This is a genomic window from Pseudoalteromonas sp. PAR1, assembly GCF_947311895.1.
Lineage (GTDB): Bacteria > Pseudomonadota > Gammaproteobacteria > Enterobacterales > Alteromonadaceae > Pseudoalteromonas > Pseudoalteromonas lipolytica_C.
This window is the reverse complement of record NZ_CAMZMY010000010.1, coordinates 133,448-151,785: the sequence shown is the minus strand read 5'-3', so window position 1 is coordinate 151,785 and position 18,338 is coordinate 133,448. Positions and strand designations below refer to the sequence as shown.

Sequence of the window (18,338 nt, the reverse complement as noted above, 5' to 3'; positions counted from 1 at the left end):
TGCAAATCTATTATTGTTAAATTTAATAACAATGTAATGGTTTTACGTTGTGGTAGTGTTTGTGTCAGTAGGCTATATCCTGTTAAAAAAGCGTTTTAATTATATATGTAGCAATCGGTTAGTAACTTTGTTAAAACTGATTCTCTTAAATAACAGGTGTTAACATCACAAAGGAATACTGGTGCAAGGATATAAAATCAGCACAGATAAAACTGACCTCGATTTTGAAGTAATTTACGGTTTTATTTCAAAAAGCTATTGGGCGTCAGGAATACCAAAACATACGTTAGAAAAAGCCATTGCAAACTCGTTTTGTTTTGGTGTTTATGACAGCCAAGACTCTCAAATAGGTTTTGCCCGCCTCATAACAGACAAAGCAACATTTGCCTATCTTGCTGATGTATTCATAGTAGAGAGCCATCGAGGCAAAGGTTTGAGCAAATGGCTTGTTGAGAGCATAGTGTCTCACCCCGAGCTTCAAGGCTTGAGGAGAATGGTATTGGCGACAAGAGATGCGCATGGTTTGTACGCGCAATATGGTTTTCAACCAATTGAGAATCCAGAGATGTTTATGCAAATTTGGAATCCAAATGTTTACCATGAGAGAGAAATAACAACAATTTAAAGGTTACATAAAAACAACTACATTTAATTCGTGGTGAACTTAGCGCTGATTGCAGTGTAATCCTCAACAGACATTAGCAAATTTAAGGACAGAATTTTGAAAACAGGAATTTTATCTATCGGGTTATTATTTATATCAAATCTTGCTTTTGCAGATTGTAAAGTAGCGCTTGAAGAAAGGTTAAAAGACGATTTGAACCTTACATACCAGCAATTTGATCAGACATACGATGCTGGGTTCAGGTTATTAGAAAAATCAGGTTGCCATGCTGAAGCCGCTATTCTGATAAAACGTTTTATTTCTCATAATAATTCAAAAGAAAGCTCGTTAACGTGGCATTTAGCTCAAATGGAAGGCTTGGCGGGTGATTATCAACAAGCGGTTTTTCACGCAAAAAAAGTATTGGATCCGCATGAAGATTTAACTTCCTCAAAAATGTATTGGAATGACTTTGTGTTAGGAAACATTGCTTTTTGGAATAAAGATAAAGAAAAGCTAAAAAAACACATAGCAAATATAGAAAAAGGGCAAAGTTTTAAACCTAACCAGATAAACCTGAACTACCTGAATCAGTTGCTCAAACATTTTGATTTAAGTTACAAACAAGCATTGTCTGAAGCAAGTGGTGAATGAGTCTAAAATACAAGTAGGCTTATTGTATGGCAGCACTGCTTCATCGATTTTCCAAACCATACATTTTATTTGACTGAATAAAATGAATAACCGGAGACTCAAGTGAACAAGGAAGTAAAAAACACATTTGATAAATACCCTGAAAATGCCAGAGCTAAGTTCTTCGAGATTCGAGAGCTAGTTTTTCAAATTGCATCTGAATTGGGCCTAGGTGAAGTTGACGAGACACTAAAATGGGGAGAGCCTAGCTACAGTGTAAAAACAGGCAGCCCTTTTCGAATCGACTGGAAGTCAAAGTCACCTAACAATTATTATCTGTTTTTCAACTGCCAAATTAAATTGGTAGATACATTTCGTGAACTATATGGTGAAAAGCTTCATTTTCAAGGGAATAGAGCTATAGTTCTTTGTTTATCAACTTCGTTACCAAAAGTAATGATAAAGTCTTGTTTGATGTTGGCTTTAACGTATAAGCAGCGAAAGAGGTTACCTCTTTTGGGGATGTGAAATTTCGGATCAGAAAGGTTTGAAGTGGATTATAGTCGATTTGCTTTAATATGGCCTAAGATTACAGTAAAACGGAGTCAATATTGCGCCTTAGTATTCAATCAAAATTATTAATTAGTGCAGGTGTTATTGCGTTTTTTTCTGCTATCTGGCGCGTACTCTGTATATTTGGCGGGCCTAGTTGGTATGTTTTTGCTAGGGCTCCTCAACAAATTATTGAATCTTCAATACACGGAACTTTGCTTGCCCCCATTGGCACACTAATAGTAGCGAGCTTAATGTTTGCTTGTACTGTGTTTGCTTTTTCAGCGGCGGGCTTAATCCGAAAAGTTCCTTTTATCAAACCTGCTTTAGTAACTATTGCGGTAATTTGTACTTTACGGGGTTTAATTGCTATTCCAACATTTATTACAACCTCAGGTTTAGATATTTGGCAAATAGTTGCAAGCGTTATTTGGTTTTATGTTGGCGTTTGTTTTGTTTTGGGTTTTATAAAGCAATGTTGAATTTGAAAGCCTTCTATAAAACAAGCTATTTAAGTGTTGGGAGGCATTCAAAGTACATAAACGACAAAACCCAGCCGAAGCTGGGTTTTGAGACAACACAATTCTGTGAGAACTTATAACGCTAAGTTCTTTTTAGCACGAGTTAAGTTGTGCTCTACTAACTCGTTACCTGAAATTTGTACTGCTTCGTAAAAGTCAGACAATGCAGCAGTGTTGTTTTCAGACATGATGCGAGCAACACCACGGTTACTTAACGTAAATGATGTTAGTTCGCGACGTTTATAGCTAGGTACTTTACTTGTACTTAGTAAGCTGATTGCTTTTGAGCAAAGTGTTTCAGCTTCAGAGAATTTTTTCTCTTTAACACTCAAAGCACAGTCATTAAATGCTTGTTCGTATTGACGGTTTTCTGCAATATCAGCAGTGATAGATTGGTCAATTACCATCAATTTGTAGTCACTCTGATCAGCCACTGCCATAGCTGAACAAGTTAATAAAGAGCTAAGTGCAACGCGTTTCATAAGTGTACTAAACATAATCTTTTCCTCTATTTGAATCGGTATCAATCGCCGACAAATGAACTTTAATTGAACAGCGAAAATTCAACAAACGATAAAAAATGACCTAATAGATGAAGAAATTTAACCTATAGACTTTAGTATAATGTAATGAATTAGAATTAGAGGTGAAGCTTGAAGTTAGATAGAGGAAGCTTTTCGTTATTTGATCTTATGCCGATTGCTGAAATTGGCTTTAGCTATCAATCAATAATTTAACGGTTTAAAAAACGTACATAAGGACCCATTAATCTTAAGTCACCTATTGATGGATTGAAAATGGACTTACTTACACTTGTACTTATAGTTATCGTTGCTCTTGTTAGCCTAGTTATAGCCTTTATCATTTTGTCCCGTATGGTACGTTGGGCTAAAAAAATGCCAAAAGGCGCTTATCTTTTTATGGCTTTATTTCCGCTTATCTCATTATTTCCGATACCGCCGCCCGTGTTCGAAAACGTTGCTAAAGCAAAGCATGAGCAACGTAAAAAACAAAAGCAAGATGATAAATAATCATAGGTAGGGAGAGTCATAAATTAAACAAATTGTTGTTTATTAATGACTGAATCGGTACTTTAAGGTGATATATAGTTGTTAAATTAATAAAAAGAAGATTATGAAAATTAAACTGGCGTGTTTATTACTATGCCCATTCATTGTTAATGCTGCTGAAGATAAAGTCGCTGTTTATCTTAATTTTGAGCAGGCTTATTTAAGCAATAATGTATCTTTGTTTGCGCCATTACTAAGTAAAAACTATACGATTAAACAAACATTGCATATTCCAGGCGTAGGGTCAGATACTGTACCAGTTACTAAAGCTCAGTTACTTGAAGGCATGAAGCAAAACCCAAAGCCTAGTTCATTGCCACGCTCAAAAGCTGAATCAGTTAAAATAGAAACAATTTCAAAACAGCAATTCTGTGCAAGTTCACAAACTTTAGATCAAGTCGTTGTTGGAGGTAAAAACTACGAAGAGAAGGAACTACGCAAAGCGTGTTTTAAACATGAAAATAACCGTTATGAAGCAATATCACATACTATCGATGTTTATTACCGAGAGCTTTAATAGACATAGTCATAGATTCAGAAATTTCCGTGTATGAAATAAACGTACTAACTGATATTAATTACGGATAAACCCTATAAATGAGATAAGGACATAAATATGAACAAACAGTTAGGTTTAGTAGCAGGCGTATTTTTAGCATCAACAAGTTGTTTCGCAGCTGATAGTTTTCAAATAGAAACATCAGTTTATAAAGCGAATGAGCTACTAGCATCACCAGTAATGCTGGTGGAAGAGAAGCAACCTGCAACCATTTCGGTTGGCGATTCTTTTAACTATGAAGTTACAGTGATACCACAAAAAGAGAATACGGCGGCAATAGAAACATCTATCACGCTCGCTGGAAGATCTTTTACACCTTCTTTTATTGTGGAGTATGGTAAACAGGCGTCTTTTGAAATTGGTGAAAATAAAGTAAGTATTTTAGTAACCAAGTCTAAAAGCTAAATTAGCAATAAAAGACCCTCAATGAAGTTGAGGGTCGTGATCATTTGTTATTTTAGATGTTTAAAAGTATCAATCATCCATTTAATAAACAGCTCTAGCTGTGCATTTGTTTCGCTAGGGTCATGTTGCACTAAGTAGTATTTGTCTTTGGTTTTTAATGGCATATCAGTGAAATTAAATAGCCATTGCTCATCAAACCAAGTCTGACTAATAGGTAAGGGGATTAGGGCAATACCCATACCCTGTTGCGCTGCACGTGCCACACCAAACATACTATCAACCTGAATAATTTGCTTTGGTGCGAAGTCTTCTACACCGGCATGTTCTGCCCATTGGTGCCAAGCCCAAGGACGTGCTTTGTGAAGTATAAGAGGTACTTCGTTTAAGGCCTGAAATGGGTTTTCTTGCCATGCTTGCCAGTTTTCTTTATTACATGCTGGTGTATACGATAAAGAAAACAGCTCATGTACAACGCCTTCATGCGGTTTAGACGAAGACAATACAATCGATAAATCACTTTGCTTAGTCAGCTCTTTACGCGTTTTTAAGGTATTAAGCTGTAAGTTAGTATTAGGGTGTTCACTAGTCCATTCGCTTAGCTTCGGCATTAACAGTTCACTGGCGAAAAATTCAGGTAGTGTGATGCTAATAGTCACATTCTCTTGTAATTGACTAAACTCGTTGATGGTTTTTTCAAGCGCTTTTATAAGCGGTGACACAGAGTCATAAAAATTCTTACCTGCAGCTGTCAGGCGAATTGAGCGGGTTTGACGTTCAAACAGTTCAATACCCAATTGTTCTTCTAATTGTTTGATCTGATGGCTTACAGCAGAAGGCGTAAGGTAAAGTTGGTTTGCCGCATCTTTAAAACTAAGAGTACGTGCAGCAAAACAAAATGAGCGTAAGCCACGAATAGGTGTTTGCATAGTTAATTTCAGTAAGTCTCGATAGCGCTTATTAGTTAATTAACTGCTAAGCAATTATTATCCCAAAATGTAAAAAGTAAAAGAGTAAAAAATAAATATAGCTAATCTTTGCATAAAAGCATAAAAAACATTCGGTAATTGATTGTTTAATCTACTTTTATTGTGGATTGTGAATTTTACCATTTTTCTGAAACAGGTAACACCCTAAGCCTCAAAGACTTTAACCTCACAAAGTTAGGGCATTTTAAACCATTTGTGTGACAAATTGGTGCAAAAGTTCTGTAGCTAAGAGATAAAAAAAATCCCTCTTGCGAGGGATTTTGGGTAACTCAGCGCCATTGGCACTGGGAATGAGGTCGGTACATGGGATGTGAGTGGTTTAAAAAACCATCTCTGGAACATCACCTTCAACAAGCAATTTGCCTGCCGTTTTGCTAATAATTTCATCTACTGACACGCCCGGAGCGCGTTCGATTAGATGAAATGCGCCGTCTTTAACTTCTAGTACGGCTAAATCAGTTACGATTTTCTTTACACAGTTAACCCCAGTTAGCGGTAAAGTGCAACTTTCTAATAACTTAGAGTCGCCATGCTTGCTTGCATGAGTCATCGTAACAATAATATTCTTCGCGCCAGCAACGAGGTCCATCGCGCCACCCATGCCTTTAATTAGCTTTTTTGGGATCATCCACGATGCGATGTTACCGTTCTGGTCAACTTCAAATGCACCTAATACTGTTAAGTCTACATGACCACCCCGTATCATGGCAAAACTATCTGCACTATTAAATATTGCTGCACCTGTGGCTGCTGTCACGGTTTCTTTACCCGCGTTGATCATATCTGCATCAACTTGGTCTTTAGTTGGGTACGCACCCATACCTAATAAGCCATTTTCAGACTGCAACATAACTTCGATACCGTCAGGTACATAGTTAGCAACCAGAGTAGGAATACCAATACCTAGGTTTACGTAATAGCCATCTTGTAGTTCTTGTGCAACACGCATTGCAACTTGTTCACGTGATAATGCCATTTTATTGCTCCTTAATCGCGAGTTGTTACACGTTCAATGCGTTTTTCAAAGTCGCCTTTGATCACGCGATTAACATAAATACCTGGGGTATGAATTTGGCTTGGTTCAAGTTCACCTGGCTCAACAATTTCTTCAACTTCAGCAACAGTAATTTTACCTGCTGTCGCGGCCATCGGGTTGAAGTTCATTGCTGTGTGGCGAAATACAAGGTTACCGTAGCGGTCGGCTTTCCATGCTTTAACAATGGCAAACTCGCCAGTAATTGATTCTTCTAAGATATACGGGCGACCATCAAATTCTTTGACTTCTTTACCTTCGGCAACCGGAGTACCGTAACCTGTAGCGGTATAAAACGCAGGAATACCCGCACCACCAGCACGCATCTTCTCAGCCAGTGTCCCTTGTGGTGTTAAAACAACATCAATTTCGCCATCGAGTAGTTGTTTTTCGAAAAGGGCATTTTCACCCACATAAGAAGCGATGATTTTTTTAATTTGCTTATCGTGAAGTAAAACACCTAAACCAAAATCATCAACACCGCAGTTGTTCGAAACAACGGTTAGATTTTTAGTCTGTTTACGCTTAATTTCACTGATAAGTCCCTCAGGAATACCACACAAGCCAAAGCCACCAGCGATAACAGTATCGCCATCTTTTAAACCTTCCATTGCAGCTTCATAACTTGAAACCACTTTATCGAAACCGGCCATGAGCCTACTCCTTAATTATTCTGAGTGTTCTTTAGAGCAAGTGATACCTTGCTGACAGGTTGTTTATTTAATGCACTGCAAATAGCCCAACCAGCTTTTGCCAGTCTTTCTAAATCAATTCCATGCTCTATGCCAAGCCCTTGCAGTAAGTAAACTACATCTTCAGTGGCAACATTTCCTGACGCGCCTTTGGCATAAGGGCAACCACCAAGGCCTGCAACAGCACTGTCAACCGTTGCTATACCGCGGCTTAGGGCGGTGTAAATATTTGTGAGCGCTTGCCCGTAGGTGTCGTGAAAATGTACAGCGAGTTTTGATTTATCAATATGTTGCAAAAGTAAATCTAATAATTCATCGACTTTTTTCGCCGTACCCACACCAATGGTGTCACCTAGGCTAATTTCGTAACAGCCAAGCTCAAGTAATCTTTGTGATACTTTTAATACATCATTGTAGTCGACATCACCTTGATATGGGCAACCCATAACGCAGCTCACATAACCTCTAACACGAATGTTATTCGCTTTGGCAAAAGCCATCACATCTTTAAAGCGATCAATACTTTCATCAATAGAGCAGTTAATGTTCTTTTGACAAAACGCTTCACTTGCCGCTGTAAAGATAGCAAATTCTTGAATGTCGACTTGTTTTGCTGCTTCTGCACCCCGTAAATTTGGGGTGAGGGCACTTAAGTTAACATTAGGCAAATTTAACGCGCTAATTACATCGCTTGAGTCAGCCATTTGTGGCACCCATTTAGGTGACACAAATGCGCCGGCTTCAATATCTTTAAGGCCAGCATCTGCAAGGGCGTTGATAAGATCGACTTTATCTTGAGTACTAACGGCTGCTTCATTTTGCAAACCGTCTCTGGCGCCAACTTCTACAATGCGAACAAAATCAGGAAACTGTGCCATTACGCCTCCGGCTCTTCTACAATCGCGAGCATATCACCGTGACTCACCAGTTCACCTTCAGCAAAGCAATAGCTCGTTAATACACCATCATGCGGGGCATTGAGTGTGTATTCCATTTTCATAGCTTCAATAATGACGACCGCATCACCTTTAGCAACCGTACTACCCACCTCAACCAAATGCTTAACAACAGTACCATTGAGTGGCGCAGCAAGTGGTAGTGCATCACTTTCGTGTTCACTAATATAGTGTTTATCAATCAGCTCTAGCACTGTTTGTTGTGCTTTGTACATCACTGTGATGTGAGAGTCTGTTTGATTAATATGAGCCACAACTTTTTCGCCATTAACGACTAGGTTTGCAAGGCCATTTTCAACCTTGCCCGAGGTTGTATAGTCAACTCCATCTAGGCTGATTTTAAAGCCTTCTGAGGTCTTAATAGCATGAACGTTAAAATCTACAAACGGAATTGTTGTTTTAGCGTCACTGTTTAGCATAAAGCCTGTTAATTGTTGCCATGGGCTGCTGCTTTCACCTTTTAGTTGATGTGCATACGCATAGGCTGCCACAACGGTCGCAATAACAGACTGTTGCTCGTTTTTAGCAACAAGGCGCTCACCTTGGTCTTCAATAAAGTGCGTATCGGGTGCACCTGCTTGAAAAGTAGGGTGGTTAGCAAGATTATGTAAGAAATTAACGTTACAGCTAAAACCTGCTAGATGGAACTGCTCTAGTGCTTTTGATAAACGCCCAAGCGCTGCCTCACGATTATCGTCATGAACAATTAATTTAGCAATCATAGGGTCGTAGAACGGGCTAATTTCATCACCCGCTTCAATCCCTGTATCTATACGTACAAATTCAGATTCGTTCGGTGTGAATAGGGCGTCAATGTGGCCAGAACACGGAATAAAGTCATTACTTGGATCTTCAGCATAAATGCGCGCTTCAAAGCTGTGACCTTGCAGTTGAATATCTGCTTGGCTAAGTGGTAATGCTTCACATGCCGCAATGTTGATTTGCCAATTCACCAAATCAACACCAGTAACCATTTCTGTTACTGGGTGCTCTACCTGCAAACGGGTGTTCATTTCCATGAAGAAGAATTCATCACCACAAAGTAAAAACTCAACCGTACCTGCACCGCGATAATTAATCGCTTGGGCACAACGTACCGCCGCTTCACCCATTTCTTTACGAAGTGCATCAGATAAACCCGGAGCAGGGGCTTCTTCAATTACTTTTTGGTGGCGACGCTGCAAAGAGCAGTCACGGTCGCCTAAGTACACACAGTTACCATGGCTATCTGCAAAAACTTGTACTTCAACATGGCGAGGTTTAGTGACATAGCGCTCTAACAGTACTAAATCGTTACCAAAGCCGGCTTTTGCTTCACGTTTTGCGCCTTCAAGAGCACTGATAAAGTCTTTTGCGTGTTCAACAACTCGCATACCTTTACCACCGCCACCAAAGGCTGCTTTAATAAGTACGGGATAACCTATTTTTTCAGCTTCGGCTTGTAAGAACTCAGTATCTTGATTGTCACCATAATAACCAGGCACTAAAGGTACATTTGCTTGGTACATAATTTCTTTAGCGCGGGTTTTTGAACCCATGGCTTCAATGCTTGATGCTGGTGGGCCAATAAAGGCAATATCATTTTTCTCACACGCGAGAGCAAAGTCAGAGTTCTCAGATAAAAAGCCATAACCCGGGTGAATACAATCAACACCTGCTTGTTTTGCCACATCGATGATTTTGTCTGCCACTAAGTATGAGTCTTTACTTGGCGCAGGACCAATGTGATACGCTTCATCAGCAAGCTTTACGTGCTGAGCATGTTTATCTGCATCTGAGTAAACTGCAACCGTTGTTAAGCCCATTTGCTTTGCTGTACGCATAACTCGGCAGGCAATTTCACCACGGTTGGCAACGAGAATTTTTTTCAATGATTTTGTTGTCATAATGGTTCCTATTTCTGCCAGTTAGGGGCGCGTTTTTCAAAAAATGCAGTTAGGCCTTCTTGGCCTTCTTCAGATACACGAATGCGTGCAATGCGCTCTGCGGTTAACTCAATAAGTGCATCATCAATTACATTACCAGCCACATCATTTATAAGCTGCTTTGCTGCTTTAACGGCAATAGGGCCATTGTTGACAAGGTTTTGTAAATGTTTGTCGAGCGCTGTTTGCAAATCGCCGGTGATCTGGTGAATTAAACCCAGTTGCTTGGCTGTATGAGCGTCGAATATCTCAGCCGTTAAAAAGTAACGACGTGCAGCGCGTTCACCAATAGCTTTAATTACATAAGGGCTGATAACCGCAGGAATAAGACCAAGCTTTACTTCACTTAAGCAAAATTGTGCATCGTCTTGGCAAATAGCGATATCACAACACGCAATCAAGCCTAGCGCACCGCCAAAAGCAGCACCTTGTACGGCACAAATTGTAGGGTGAGGGCTTGTAGCAAGGACTTTCATAAGCTTTGCCAGCTGCATTGAATCTGCTAAGTTTTCAGCAAAGTCATTGCCTGCCATCGACTTCATCCAATTTAAATCAGCGCCAGCAGAGAAGTGCTTACCTTCGGTTTTTAAAACCAGAGCGCGCACATCACAGCTATTTGCGTGTTCAATTAAACGGATCAGCTCACTAATGACTTCTTCGTTAAATGCATTGTGTTTTTCAGGGCGACTTAGTACCAGTACAGCCACATTTGATTTAGTTATTTCGAGTGTTACTGACATAAGGCCTCCATTACATTCTAAATACGCCGAACTGCGAATCGCGCTCTGGTGCATTTTTAGCTGCGCTTAAGGCAAGCCCTAATACATTGCGGGTATCAGCAGGATCGATAATGCCATCATCCCAAAGGCGGGCACTGGCGTAATATGGATGACCTTGTTTTTCGTATTGCTCGATAATTGGCTTTTTAAACTCACTGACTTGCTCATCAGTCATGCTTTCGCCTTTACGGGCTAAACCATCTTGTTTAACTTGTGCAAGAACGCCAGCTGCTTGTTCACCACCCATTACAGAGATACGAGCATTTGGCCACATCCACATCATGGTAGGCTCAAACGCGCGGCCACACATACCGTAGTTACCTGCACCATACGAGCCACCAATTAACACGGTAAATTTTGGCACATCAGCACATGACACAGCGGTTACCATTTTCGCACCATGTTTGGCGATGCCTTCAGCTTCGTATTTTTTACCAACCATAAAGCCAGTAATGTTTTGTAAAAACACTAAAGGAATTTTGCGTTGTGCACATAGTTGAATAAAGTGCGCGCCTTTTTGCGCCGATTCACTAAATAAAATGCCGTTGTTGGCAACAATACCGACAGGGTGACCAAAGATTTTTGCAAAGCCGGTTACTAAGGTTTCGCCAAAGTAGCGTTTAAATTCATCAAATGATGAATCATCAACAACTCGAGCAATTACTTCTCGTACATCAAATGGCTTTTTAAGGTCGGTACCCACAATGCCGTAAATTTCGTTAATGTCGTAACGCGGCGGTTTAACATCATCAAGTAATGGTGCAGTAGGGCGCTGATAGTTAATTCGTTCAATACATTGGCGCGCAATCGAAAGCGCATGAGCATCGTTTTCAGCATAGTGATCGGCAACACCTGATGTTTTACAGTGAACATCAGCACCACCGAGCTCTTCAGCACTTACTTCTTCACCCGTAGCCGCTTTAACCAGTGGCGGGCCTGCTAAGAAAATTGTGCCTTGCTCTTTTACGATAATACTTTCATCAGCCATCGCTGGTACATAAGCACCACCTGCAGTACATAAACCCATTACGACTGCAATTTGTGGAATGCCTTTACCAGACATACGTGCCTGATTATAGAAAATACGGCCAAAATGTAATTTATCTGGGAATACATCATCTTGTTCAGGCAGGTTTGCACCACCTGAGTCAACTAAATAAATACACGGTAAATGACAACGCTCTGCGATATCTTGGGCGCGTAGATGTTTTTTCACCGTTAACGGAAAGTAAGTACCGCCTTTTACGGTTGCATCATTGGCGATGATCATACATTCAACGCCTTTCACACGACCAATACCGGCAACAACACCGGCACAAGGAATGGCTTGTTCATACACGCCAAAGGCTGCAAATTGTGAAATCTCTAAAAATGGCGAGCCTTCATCAAGTAGCGTTTCAATACGGTCACGAACAAACAACTTACCACGGCCTTGGTGGCGCTCAATCAGGGCAGGGCCACCGCCTAAACGGATATCCGCTACTTTTTCACGTAAGTCAGTTACGAGCGCTGCCATGTTGTTGTGATTTTGCAAAAATTGCGGATCGTGTGGATTTACACTCGATTTTAAAATCGTCATAACAAGGTCCTATCGGCTTTCAGTGAATAATTCGCGTCCAATCAGCATGCGGCGGATTTCAGAGGTACCTGCGCCAATTTCATATAGTTTTGCATCACGCAATAAACGACCTGTCGCGTATTCGTTGATATAACCATTACCACCTAAGATTTGGATAGCATCAAGGGCCATTTTAGTCGCCAGCTCTGCCGCATATAAAATCGCACCAGCAGCATCTTTACGTGTTGTTTCACCGCGATCACATGCACGAGCTACCGTGTAAACGTATGAACGAGCTGCATTCATTTGCGTGTACATATCAGCGATTTTGCCTTGAATAAGCTGGAACTGACCAATCGGGCTATCAAATTGTTTACGCTCATGAATATAAGGAACCACAATGTCCATACATGCTTGCATAATACCAAGCGGGCCTGCAGCTAAAACAACACGCTCATAATCTAGGCCACTCATAAGTACTTTTACGCCTTCGTTTAAGTTACCTAGAATGTTTTCTGCTGGTACTTCGCAGTTCTCGAACACTAATTCACACGTGTTAGAGCCACGCATACCAAGTTTGTCTAGCTTCTGCGCAGTAGAAAACCCTGGTGTGTTACGTTCAACGATGAAGGCTGTGATCCCTTTTGGGCCGGCATTTAAATCTGTTTTTGCATAGATAACAAAGGTATCGGCATCTGGACCATTCGTGATCCACATCTTGTTACCGTTAAGTACAAACACATCGCCTTTTTTCTCAGCTTTTAATTTCATTGATACAACATCAGAACCCGCATTTGGCTCACTCATCGCAAGGGCACCAATGTGCTCACCGCTGATAAGCTTAGGCAGGTATTTTTCTTTTTGAGCCTGTGACCCATTACGGTTAATTTGATTTACACATAGGTTTGAATGAGCACCATAACTTAAACCAATCGATGCGCTTGCACGGCTAATTTCTTCCATTGCGATTACATGCTCAAGGTAACCAAGGCCCGCACCACCAAACTCTTCAGGTACTGTCATACCTAATAAACCCATTTCGCCAAGCTGTGGCCAAAGCTGATTAGGGAAGGCATTGTCTATATCGGTTTGTTCTGCAAGTGGGGCGATTTCTTGGCTGGCAAAGCTATTAACGTGATCGCGGATCATGTCTGCTGTTTCGCCAAGTCCGAAGTTCATTTCTTTGTATAGTGAAATAGTGCTCATAATGTGTGTTCCTGTGAGAGTCTGTTGACGAGATTGTTGTCAGGTTATTCGTCTAAATTATTAAGGGTTTCACGACAGCGGCGTTCTGCTGTAACCAATTCCATCAGTACAACTTTAATGTCGTCCATTTGTTGGCTTAGATCCGCTTTTTTTTCTGCGATAAGGTCAAGCATAGTCACTAGCTGTTTAGCGCTTGACTTATCAGCATCGTAAAGTTCAAACAAACGACCCGTTTCAGCCAAGGTAAAACCTAAGCGTTTACCGCGTAGAATAAGTTTTAGTCTTACTTTGTCGCGTTTTGAATAAATACGGGTTTGACCATTGCGCTCAGGTGATATCAGGCCTTGGTCTTCGTAAAAGCGGATAGAGCGGGTGGTAATATCAAATTCTTTTGCTAGTTCGCTGATACTAAACGTTTGCTCATTGCTAGCAGGTTCAACTGCTGCGCTTTCAAAGTTTGTTTGATTGTCTTGTTTCATGATTTATTTACCTCATTCGAATAACTCCAATATAAGTGAAGTTTACGTAAAGGTAAAGGGTGATTTGGGAGTTATACTTTAGACTTATAAAGATAACTGGTTGGATTTGTTGAAAAGCTCTATTTATCTAGCCTTGTAAGCAGATGTTCGATTTTTAATACAACAAAATACAGATAAGTTTACAGTTTTAACGACCGCAAAAAAGTTGATTTTAGATTTACGTTGGCGTAAACGTAAATATTATGTATGCTGAATTAAATCGAAATTAAACTATAACAAATTAACTGTTTGGTTACACATGATTTGAACACATGATGATAACCACTAACATGGAGCCAATTATGACTACTGAAGCCGTTGTTATTGTTGCCGCAAAACGTACCCCTATGGGTGGTTTTATGGGCGCACTTAGTGGTGCTCACGCAACTGATTTAGGTGCTACAGCTATTAAAAGTAGCTTAGAGCAAGCTGGTTTATCTGCCGATAAGATTGACGAAGTGATCATGGGCTGTGTATTACCAGCTGGTCTTGGTCAAGCACCTGCGCGACAAGCAATGTTAAAAGCGGGCCTTAACCAAGGTACTGGCGCAACAACAATCAACAAAGTATGTGGCTCTGGCTTAAAGGCTGCAATGTTTGCCCATGACTTAATTAAATCAGGCTCTATAAACACCGCTGTTGCAGGTGGTATGGAAAGCATGAGTAACGCGCCTTATATGTTACCTAATGCACGTTCAGGTATGCGTATGGGTCATGGCGAAGTAAAAGATCACATGATGTGTGACGGCCTTGAAGATGCTTACGACAACAAAGCAATGGGTTGTTTTGCACAAGATACTGCCGATCAATATTCAATTGGTCGTGAACAAATGGACAACTTTGCACTTAGCTCACTGACTAAAGCAAATAGCGCAATTGAAACAGGCGCATTTGATAATGAAATCGCCGCACACACTATCTCAACACGCAAAGGTGATGTGACTGTTGCGATTGATGAGCAACCAGGCAATGCACGTCCTGATAAAATTCCAGGTTTACGTCCTGCATTTAAAAAAGACGGCACAATTACAGCTGCGAACTCGTCATCAATTTCTGATGGTGCAGCAGCACTTGTGTTAATGCGTGAGTCAGATGCTAAAGCACAAGGTTTAACACCACTTTGCCGTATTGTTGCTCACAGCACACATTCTCAAGCACCAAGCGAATTTACTTTAGCACCAGTTGGCGCGATGCAATCGCTTTTAGAAAAAGCAGGTTGGTCTGTTAATGATGTTGATTTATGGGAAATCAACGAAGCGTTCGCCATGGTGACTATGCTTGCAATTAACGAGTTAAAACTTGATGAAAGCAAAGTAAACGTAAACGGCGGTGCCTGTGCACTTGGTCACCCAATTGGTGCAAGCGGCGCGCGTATCTTAGTAACGTTAATTCATGCATTAAAGAATCGTGGTCTTAGCAAAGGTGTTGCCTCACTGTGTATCGGTGGTGGTGAAGCTGTTGCTATGGCAGTTGAAGCTATTTAATCGCTTTAGAATTTTAATCTCTCACAGCCGCAACGTATTTCAAAAACTATCATGTTGCGGCCTCTTTATACCCACTGGGGAGGAGTGCCTCATGCACCAAGTACCTTTATTTATCAACGGCGAATTTACCCAATCAAGTTCAACGCAGTTGATTGATGTTATCAATCCTGCAAACCAAGAAGTGTTAGCGCAAGTTCCGTGTGCAACGGATGCTGAAATGGATGCAGCCATTGCCTCTGCAAAAGAAACGTTTAAAACATGGAAAGAAGTGCCAATTTCTGAGCGTGCGCGCATTATGATGAAATACGCTGCACTACTTAAAGAAAACCATGACGAGCTTGCGACGATTATTTGTCATGAGCTGGGTAAAACATTTGAAGATGCCAAAGGCGATGTTTGGCGTGGTATTGAAGTTGTTGAGCAAGCAGCCAATGCACCATCACTAATGATGGGCGAAACAATGGAAAACGTAGCGCGTAAAATCGATACCTATTCTTACATGCAACCGCTGGGTGTCTGTGCAGGTATTACGCCATTTAACTTTCCTGCGATGATCCCATTATGGATGTTCCCACTGGCTATTGTGTGTGGTAACACCTTTATTCTTAAACCATCAGAGCAAGATCCACTAACACCGATGCGTTTAGCTGAATTGTTTGTTGAAGCGGGTGCGCCAAAAGGGGTGTTACAAGTTGTTCATGGTACAAAACCACAAGTTGACCGTTTATTAGAAGATCCAGCCGTACGCGCTATTTCATTTGTTGGTTCGTGTGGTGTAGGTGAATACATCTATTCAAAAGGCACTGCAAACCTTAAACGCGTACAAGCTTGTGTGGGTGCAAAAAACCACATGGTAATTATGCCTGATGCAAGTAAATCGCATGTTGTAAATAACTTAGTCGGTGCGTCTGTAGGTGCTGCGGGTCAGCGCTGTATGGGTATTTCCGTTGCTGTGTTTGTTGGTCAAGCAAAAGACTGGGTTGATGAAATTAAAGCCGGCTTTGAAAACGTACGCCCTGGTGTATGGGATGATGCAAACGCGGCCTACGGCCCACAAACATCAAAAGCGGCAAAAGATCGTATCTTATCACTTATCGCAAGTGGTAAAGAACAAGGTGCAACGTGCTTAATTGATGGCTCTGACTTTACTGTTGAAGGCTACGAGCAAGGCAACTGGGTTGGCCCAACTTTATTTACTGATGTAACAACAGAAATGGATTTATACAAAGAAGAGATCTTTGGTCCAGTACTGGCTTGTATGTTTGTAGATACACTCGATGAGGCGATTGAGCTTATCAATAACTCGCCTTACGGTAACGGTACTTCGTTATTCACATCAAGCGGCGCTGCTGCACGTAAATTCCAACATGAAATCGAAGTAGGTCAAGTTGGTATCAACGTGCCAATTCCTGTACCACTTCCGTTTTTCTCTTTCACCGGTTGGAAAGGCTCATTCTACGGCGATCAACACACCTATGGTAAGCAAGGTATTCGTTTTTACACAGAAACGAAAACAATTACTTCACGTTGGTTCGAGGATGATATCGCCTCAGGTCCGAACATGAGTATCAACCTTAAATAAGCCGTAATTAATTTACTGCTGAGCGAGCAAAAGCTCGCTCAAAGAACACACATTTAAACGACAACAATCGTTATTCACACAAGAATAAGACAACAAATAGAGGTCTACTATGGACTTTAATTTAACCGAAGATCAGCAAGCGTTTGCTGAAACAGCCCGTCAGTTTGCAGAGTCTGAACTTGCGCCTAATGCAGCTAAGTGGGACCAAGAACACATTTTCCCTAAAGACACCATTAAAGCAGCCGGTGAGCTTGGCTTTTGTGGTTTATATACCCCAGAAGAAGCGGGTGGCTTAGGTTTATCTCGCCTAGATTCAAGCATTATTTTCGAACAGCTTGCTATGGGTTGTACAGCAACGACCGCTATGTTGACCATTCATAATATGGCAACGTGGATGATTGCAAGCTTTGGTACTGATGAGGTTAAAGCCCAGTACTGTGAACAATTAGTAATGGGTGAGTTACTTGCGTCCTACTGTTTAACAGAGCCGGGTTCAGGCTCTGATGCCGCATCGCTAAAAACCAAAGCGGTTAAAGAGGGCGATGAATATGTGATCTCAGGCTCTAAAATGTTTATCTCAGGTGCTGGTGAAACTGACTTACTGGTTGTTATGGCGCGCACTGGTGGTGAAGGCGCAGCCGGTATTTCGGCATTTGTTGTGCCAGCTGATGCAGCAGGTATTGAATACGGTAAAGCTGAAGAAAAAATGGGCTGGAATGCACAGCCAACACGTTTAATTAGCTTTGAAGGTGTCAGAATTCCTGCGGCTAACTTACTAGGTCAAGAAGGCGAAGGCTTTAAGTTTGCAATGCAAGGCTTAGACGGTGGTCGCATTAACATTGCAACTTGTTCTATAGGTACAGCTCAAGCAGCTCTTAATACTGCTCGCGAATACTTAAAAGAGCGTGAGCAGTTTGGTAAGCCATTAGCTGCTTTCCAAGCACTGCAATTTAAGATTGCCGATATGAACACCGAGCTTGTTGCCGCTCGTCAAATGGTACGCTTAGCCGCATTTAAACTTGATACGGGTGACAGTGAAAAAACCACTTACTGCGCGATGGCAAAACGTTTTGCTACAGATGTTGGTTTTAAAGTCTGTGACGACGCATTACAAATTCACGGTGGTTACGGTTACATAAAAGAATACCCATTAGAGCGTCATTTTAGAGACGTACGTGTGCATCAAATTCTTGAAGGCACAAACGAAATCATGCGTGTGATTATCGCACGCCGTATCTTAGCTGAGTCAGCTGGCGACATTCTATAAGGAGCAAC

General features: G+C 41.1%; 20 protein-coding genes. 10 read left to right on the top strand and 10 right to left on the bottom strand.

From position 1 onward, the window contains the following. Positions 1 to 181 precede the first annotated feature (181 nt). The 4 genes from QL229_RS10650 (at position 182) to QL229_RS10635 (ending at position 2,271) form a co-directional block, all read left to right on the top strand. Positions 182 to 625, top strand: a complete 444-nt coding sequence (locus QL229_RS10650) for a GNAT family N-acetyltransferase (RefSeq protein ID WP_138557497.1) — start codon at positions 182 to 184, stop codon at positions 623 to 625. Between the two features lie 96 nt (positions 626 to 721). Next, positions 722 to 1,258, top strand: a complete 537-nt coding sequence (locus QL229_RS10645; RefSeq protein WP_138557498.1) for a hypothetical protein — start codon at positions 722 to 724, stop codon at positions 1,256 to 1,258. 102 nt (positions 1,259 to 1,360) lie between these two features. Next, positions 1,361 to 1,765 (top strand): DUF1801 domain-containing protein, encoded by a 405-nt coding sequence (locus QL229_RS10640; protein ID WP_138557499.1) that lies wholly within the window; start codon positions 1,361 to 1,363, stop codon positions 1,763 to 1,765. 83 nt (positions 1,766 to 1,848) lie between these two features. Further along, entirely contained in the window at positions 1,849 to 2,271 is a 423-nt protein-coding gene (locus tag QL229_RS10635; RefSeq protein ID WP_171040408.1) for a hypothetical protein, read from the top strand. A 113-nt stretch (positions 2,272 to 2,384) separates the two neighbouring features. Here QL229_RS10635 and QL229_RS10630 read toward each other — a convergent pair whose 3' ends face one another. Then, positions 2,385 to 2,807 carry a hypothetical protein gene (locus tag QL229_RS10630; RefSeq protein ID WP_138557500.1) on the bottom strand — a complete coding sequence of 141 codons (423 nt, stop codon included), beginning with the start codon at positions 2,805 to 2,807 and terminating at the stop codon, positions 2,385 to 2,387. A gap of 300 nt (positions 2,808 to 3,107) precedes the next feature. Here QL229_RS10630 and QL229_RS10625 point away from each other — a divergent pair, with 300 nt between their 5' ends. From QL229_RS10625 to QL229_RS10615, 3 genes are all read left to right on the top strand, one after another. Beyond that, on the top strand, positions 3,108 to 3,341 hold the full coding sequence (locus tag QL229_RS10625; protein WP_138557501.1) for a hypothetical protein: 234 nt from the start codon (positions 3,108 to 3,110) through the stop codon (positions 3,339 to 3,341). A 103-nt stretch (positions 3,342 to 3,444) separates the two neighbouring features. Further along, complete coding sequence (locus tag QL229_RS10620; RefSeq protein WP_138557502.1) at positions 3,445 to 3,897, top strand: hypothetical protein; 453 nt, start codon at positions 3,445 to 3,447, stop codon at positions 3,895 to 3,897. 99 nt (positions 3,898 to 3,996) lie between these two features. Continuing rightward, a complete protein-coding gene (locus QL229_RS10615; protein ID WP_138557503.1) occupies positions 3,997 to 4,344 on the top strand; it encodes a hypothetical protein in 348 nt (115 codons plus the stop codon). A gap of 47 nt (positions 4,345 to 4,391) precedes the next feature. Here QL229_RS10615 and QL229_RS10610 read toward each other — a convergent pair whose 3' ends face one another. The 9 genes from QL229_RS10610 to QL229_RS10570 all read right to left on the bottom strand — a co-directional run bounded on the left by QL229_RS10610 (position 4,392) and on the right by QL229_RS10570 (position 13,958). Further along, positions 4,392 to 5,270, bottom strand: coding sequence for a LysR family transcriptional regulator (locus QL229_RS10610; RefSeq protein WP_135924646.1), 879 nt, complete (start codon positions 5,268 to 5,270; stop codon positions 4,392 to 4,394). 379 nt (positions 5,271 to 5,649) lie between these two features. Next, positions 5,650 to 6,306, bottom strand: a complete 657-nt coding sequence (locus QL229_RS10605; RefSeq protein ID WP_054553796.1) for a 3-oxoacid CoA-transferase subunit B — start codon at positions 6,304 to 6,306, stop codon at positions 5,650 to 5,652. Between the two features lie 11 nt (positions 6,307 to 6,317). Continuing rightward, positions 6,318 to 7,016, bottom strand: coding sequence for a CoA transferase subunit A (locus tag QL229_RS10600; protein ID WP_138557504.1), 699 nt, complete (start codon positions 7,014 to 7,016; stop codon positions 6,318 to 6,320). Between the two features lie 11 nt (positions 7,017 to 7,027). Beyond that, positions 7,028 to 7,933 (bottom strand): hydroxymethylglutaryl-CoA lyase, encoded by a 906-nt coding sequence (locus QL229_RS10595; RefSeq protein WP_138557505.1) that lies wholly within the window; start codon positions 7,931 to 7,933, stop codon positions 7,028 to 7,030. After that, entirely contained in the window at positions 7,933 to 9,897 is a 1,965-nt protein-coding gene (locus tag QL229_RS10590) for an acetyl/propionyl/methylcrotonyl-CoA carboxylase subunit alpha (protein ID WP_138557506.1), read from the bottom strand. Before QL229_RS10590 ends, QL229_RS10595 begins: the two co-directional genes overlap by 1 nt. A gap of 8 nt (positions 9,898 to 9,905) precedes the next feature. Beyond that, entirely contained in the window at positions 9,906 to 10,676 is a 771-nt protein-coding gene (locus QL229_RS10585) for an enoyl-CoA hydratase/isomerase family protein (RefSeq protein ID WP_054553800.1), read from the bottom strand. 10 nt (positions 10,677 to 10,686) lie between these two features. Beyond that, complete coding sequence (locus QL229_RS10580) at positions 10,687 to 12,294, bottom strand: carboxyl transferase domain-containing protein (RefSeq protein WP_138557507.1); 1,608 nt, start codon at positions 12,292 to 12,294, stop codon at positions 10,687 to 10,689. 9 nt (positions 12,295 to 12,303) lie between these two features. Then, the gene (locus QL229_RS10575; RefSeq protein WP_063705375.1) at positions 12,304 to 13,479 is read right to left on the bottom strand and encodes an isovaleryl-CoA dehydrogenase; all 1,176 of its coding nucleotides are present in this window, start codon (positions 13,477 to 13,479) and stop codon (positions 12,304 to 12,306) included. Positions 13,480 to 13,523: 44 nt separating this feature from the next. Next, positions 13,524 to 13,958: a MerR family DNA-binding transcriptional regulator gene (locus QL229_RS10570; RefSeq protein ID WP_036968456.1), complete on the bottom strand. Its 435-nt coding sequence runs from the start codon at positions 13,956 to 13,958 to the stop codon at positions 13,524 to 13,526. 341 nt (positions 13,959 to 14,299) lie between these two features. Here QL229_RS10570 and QL229_RS10565 point away from each other — a divergent pair, with 341 nt between their 5' ends. The 3 genes from QL229_RS10565 (at position 14,300) to QL229_RS10555 (ending at position 18,330) form a co-directional block, all read left to right on the top strand. Then, complete coding sequence (locus QL229_RS10565; RefSeq protein ID WP_135924630.1) at positions 14,300 to 15,481, top strand: acetyl-CoA C-acyltransferase; 1,182 nt, start codon at positions 14,300 to 14,302, stop codon at positions 15,479 to 15,481. A gap of 91 nt (positions 15,482 to 15,572) precedes the next feature. Continuing rightward, the gene (locus QL229_RS10560; RefSeq protein ID WP_135924628.1) at positions 15,573 to 17,063 is read left to right on the top strand and encodes a CoA-acylating methylmalonate-semialdehyde dehydrogenase; all 1,491 of its coding nucleotides are present in this window, start codon (positions 15,573 to 15,575) and stop codon (positions 17,061 to 17,063) included. A gap of 109 nt (positions 17,064 to 17,172) precedes the next feature. Then, a complete protein-coding gene (locus QL229_RS10555; protein ID WP_138557508.1) occupies positions 17,173 to 18,330 on the top strand; it encodes an acyl-CoA dehydrogenase family protein in 1,158 nt (385 codons plus the stop codon). The last annotated feature ends 8 nt before the right edge of the window (positions 18,331 to 18,338 follow it).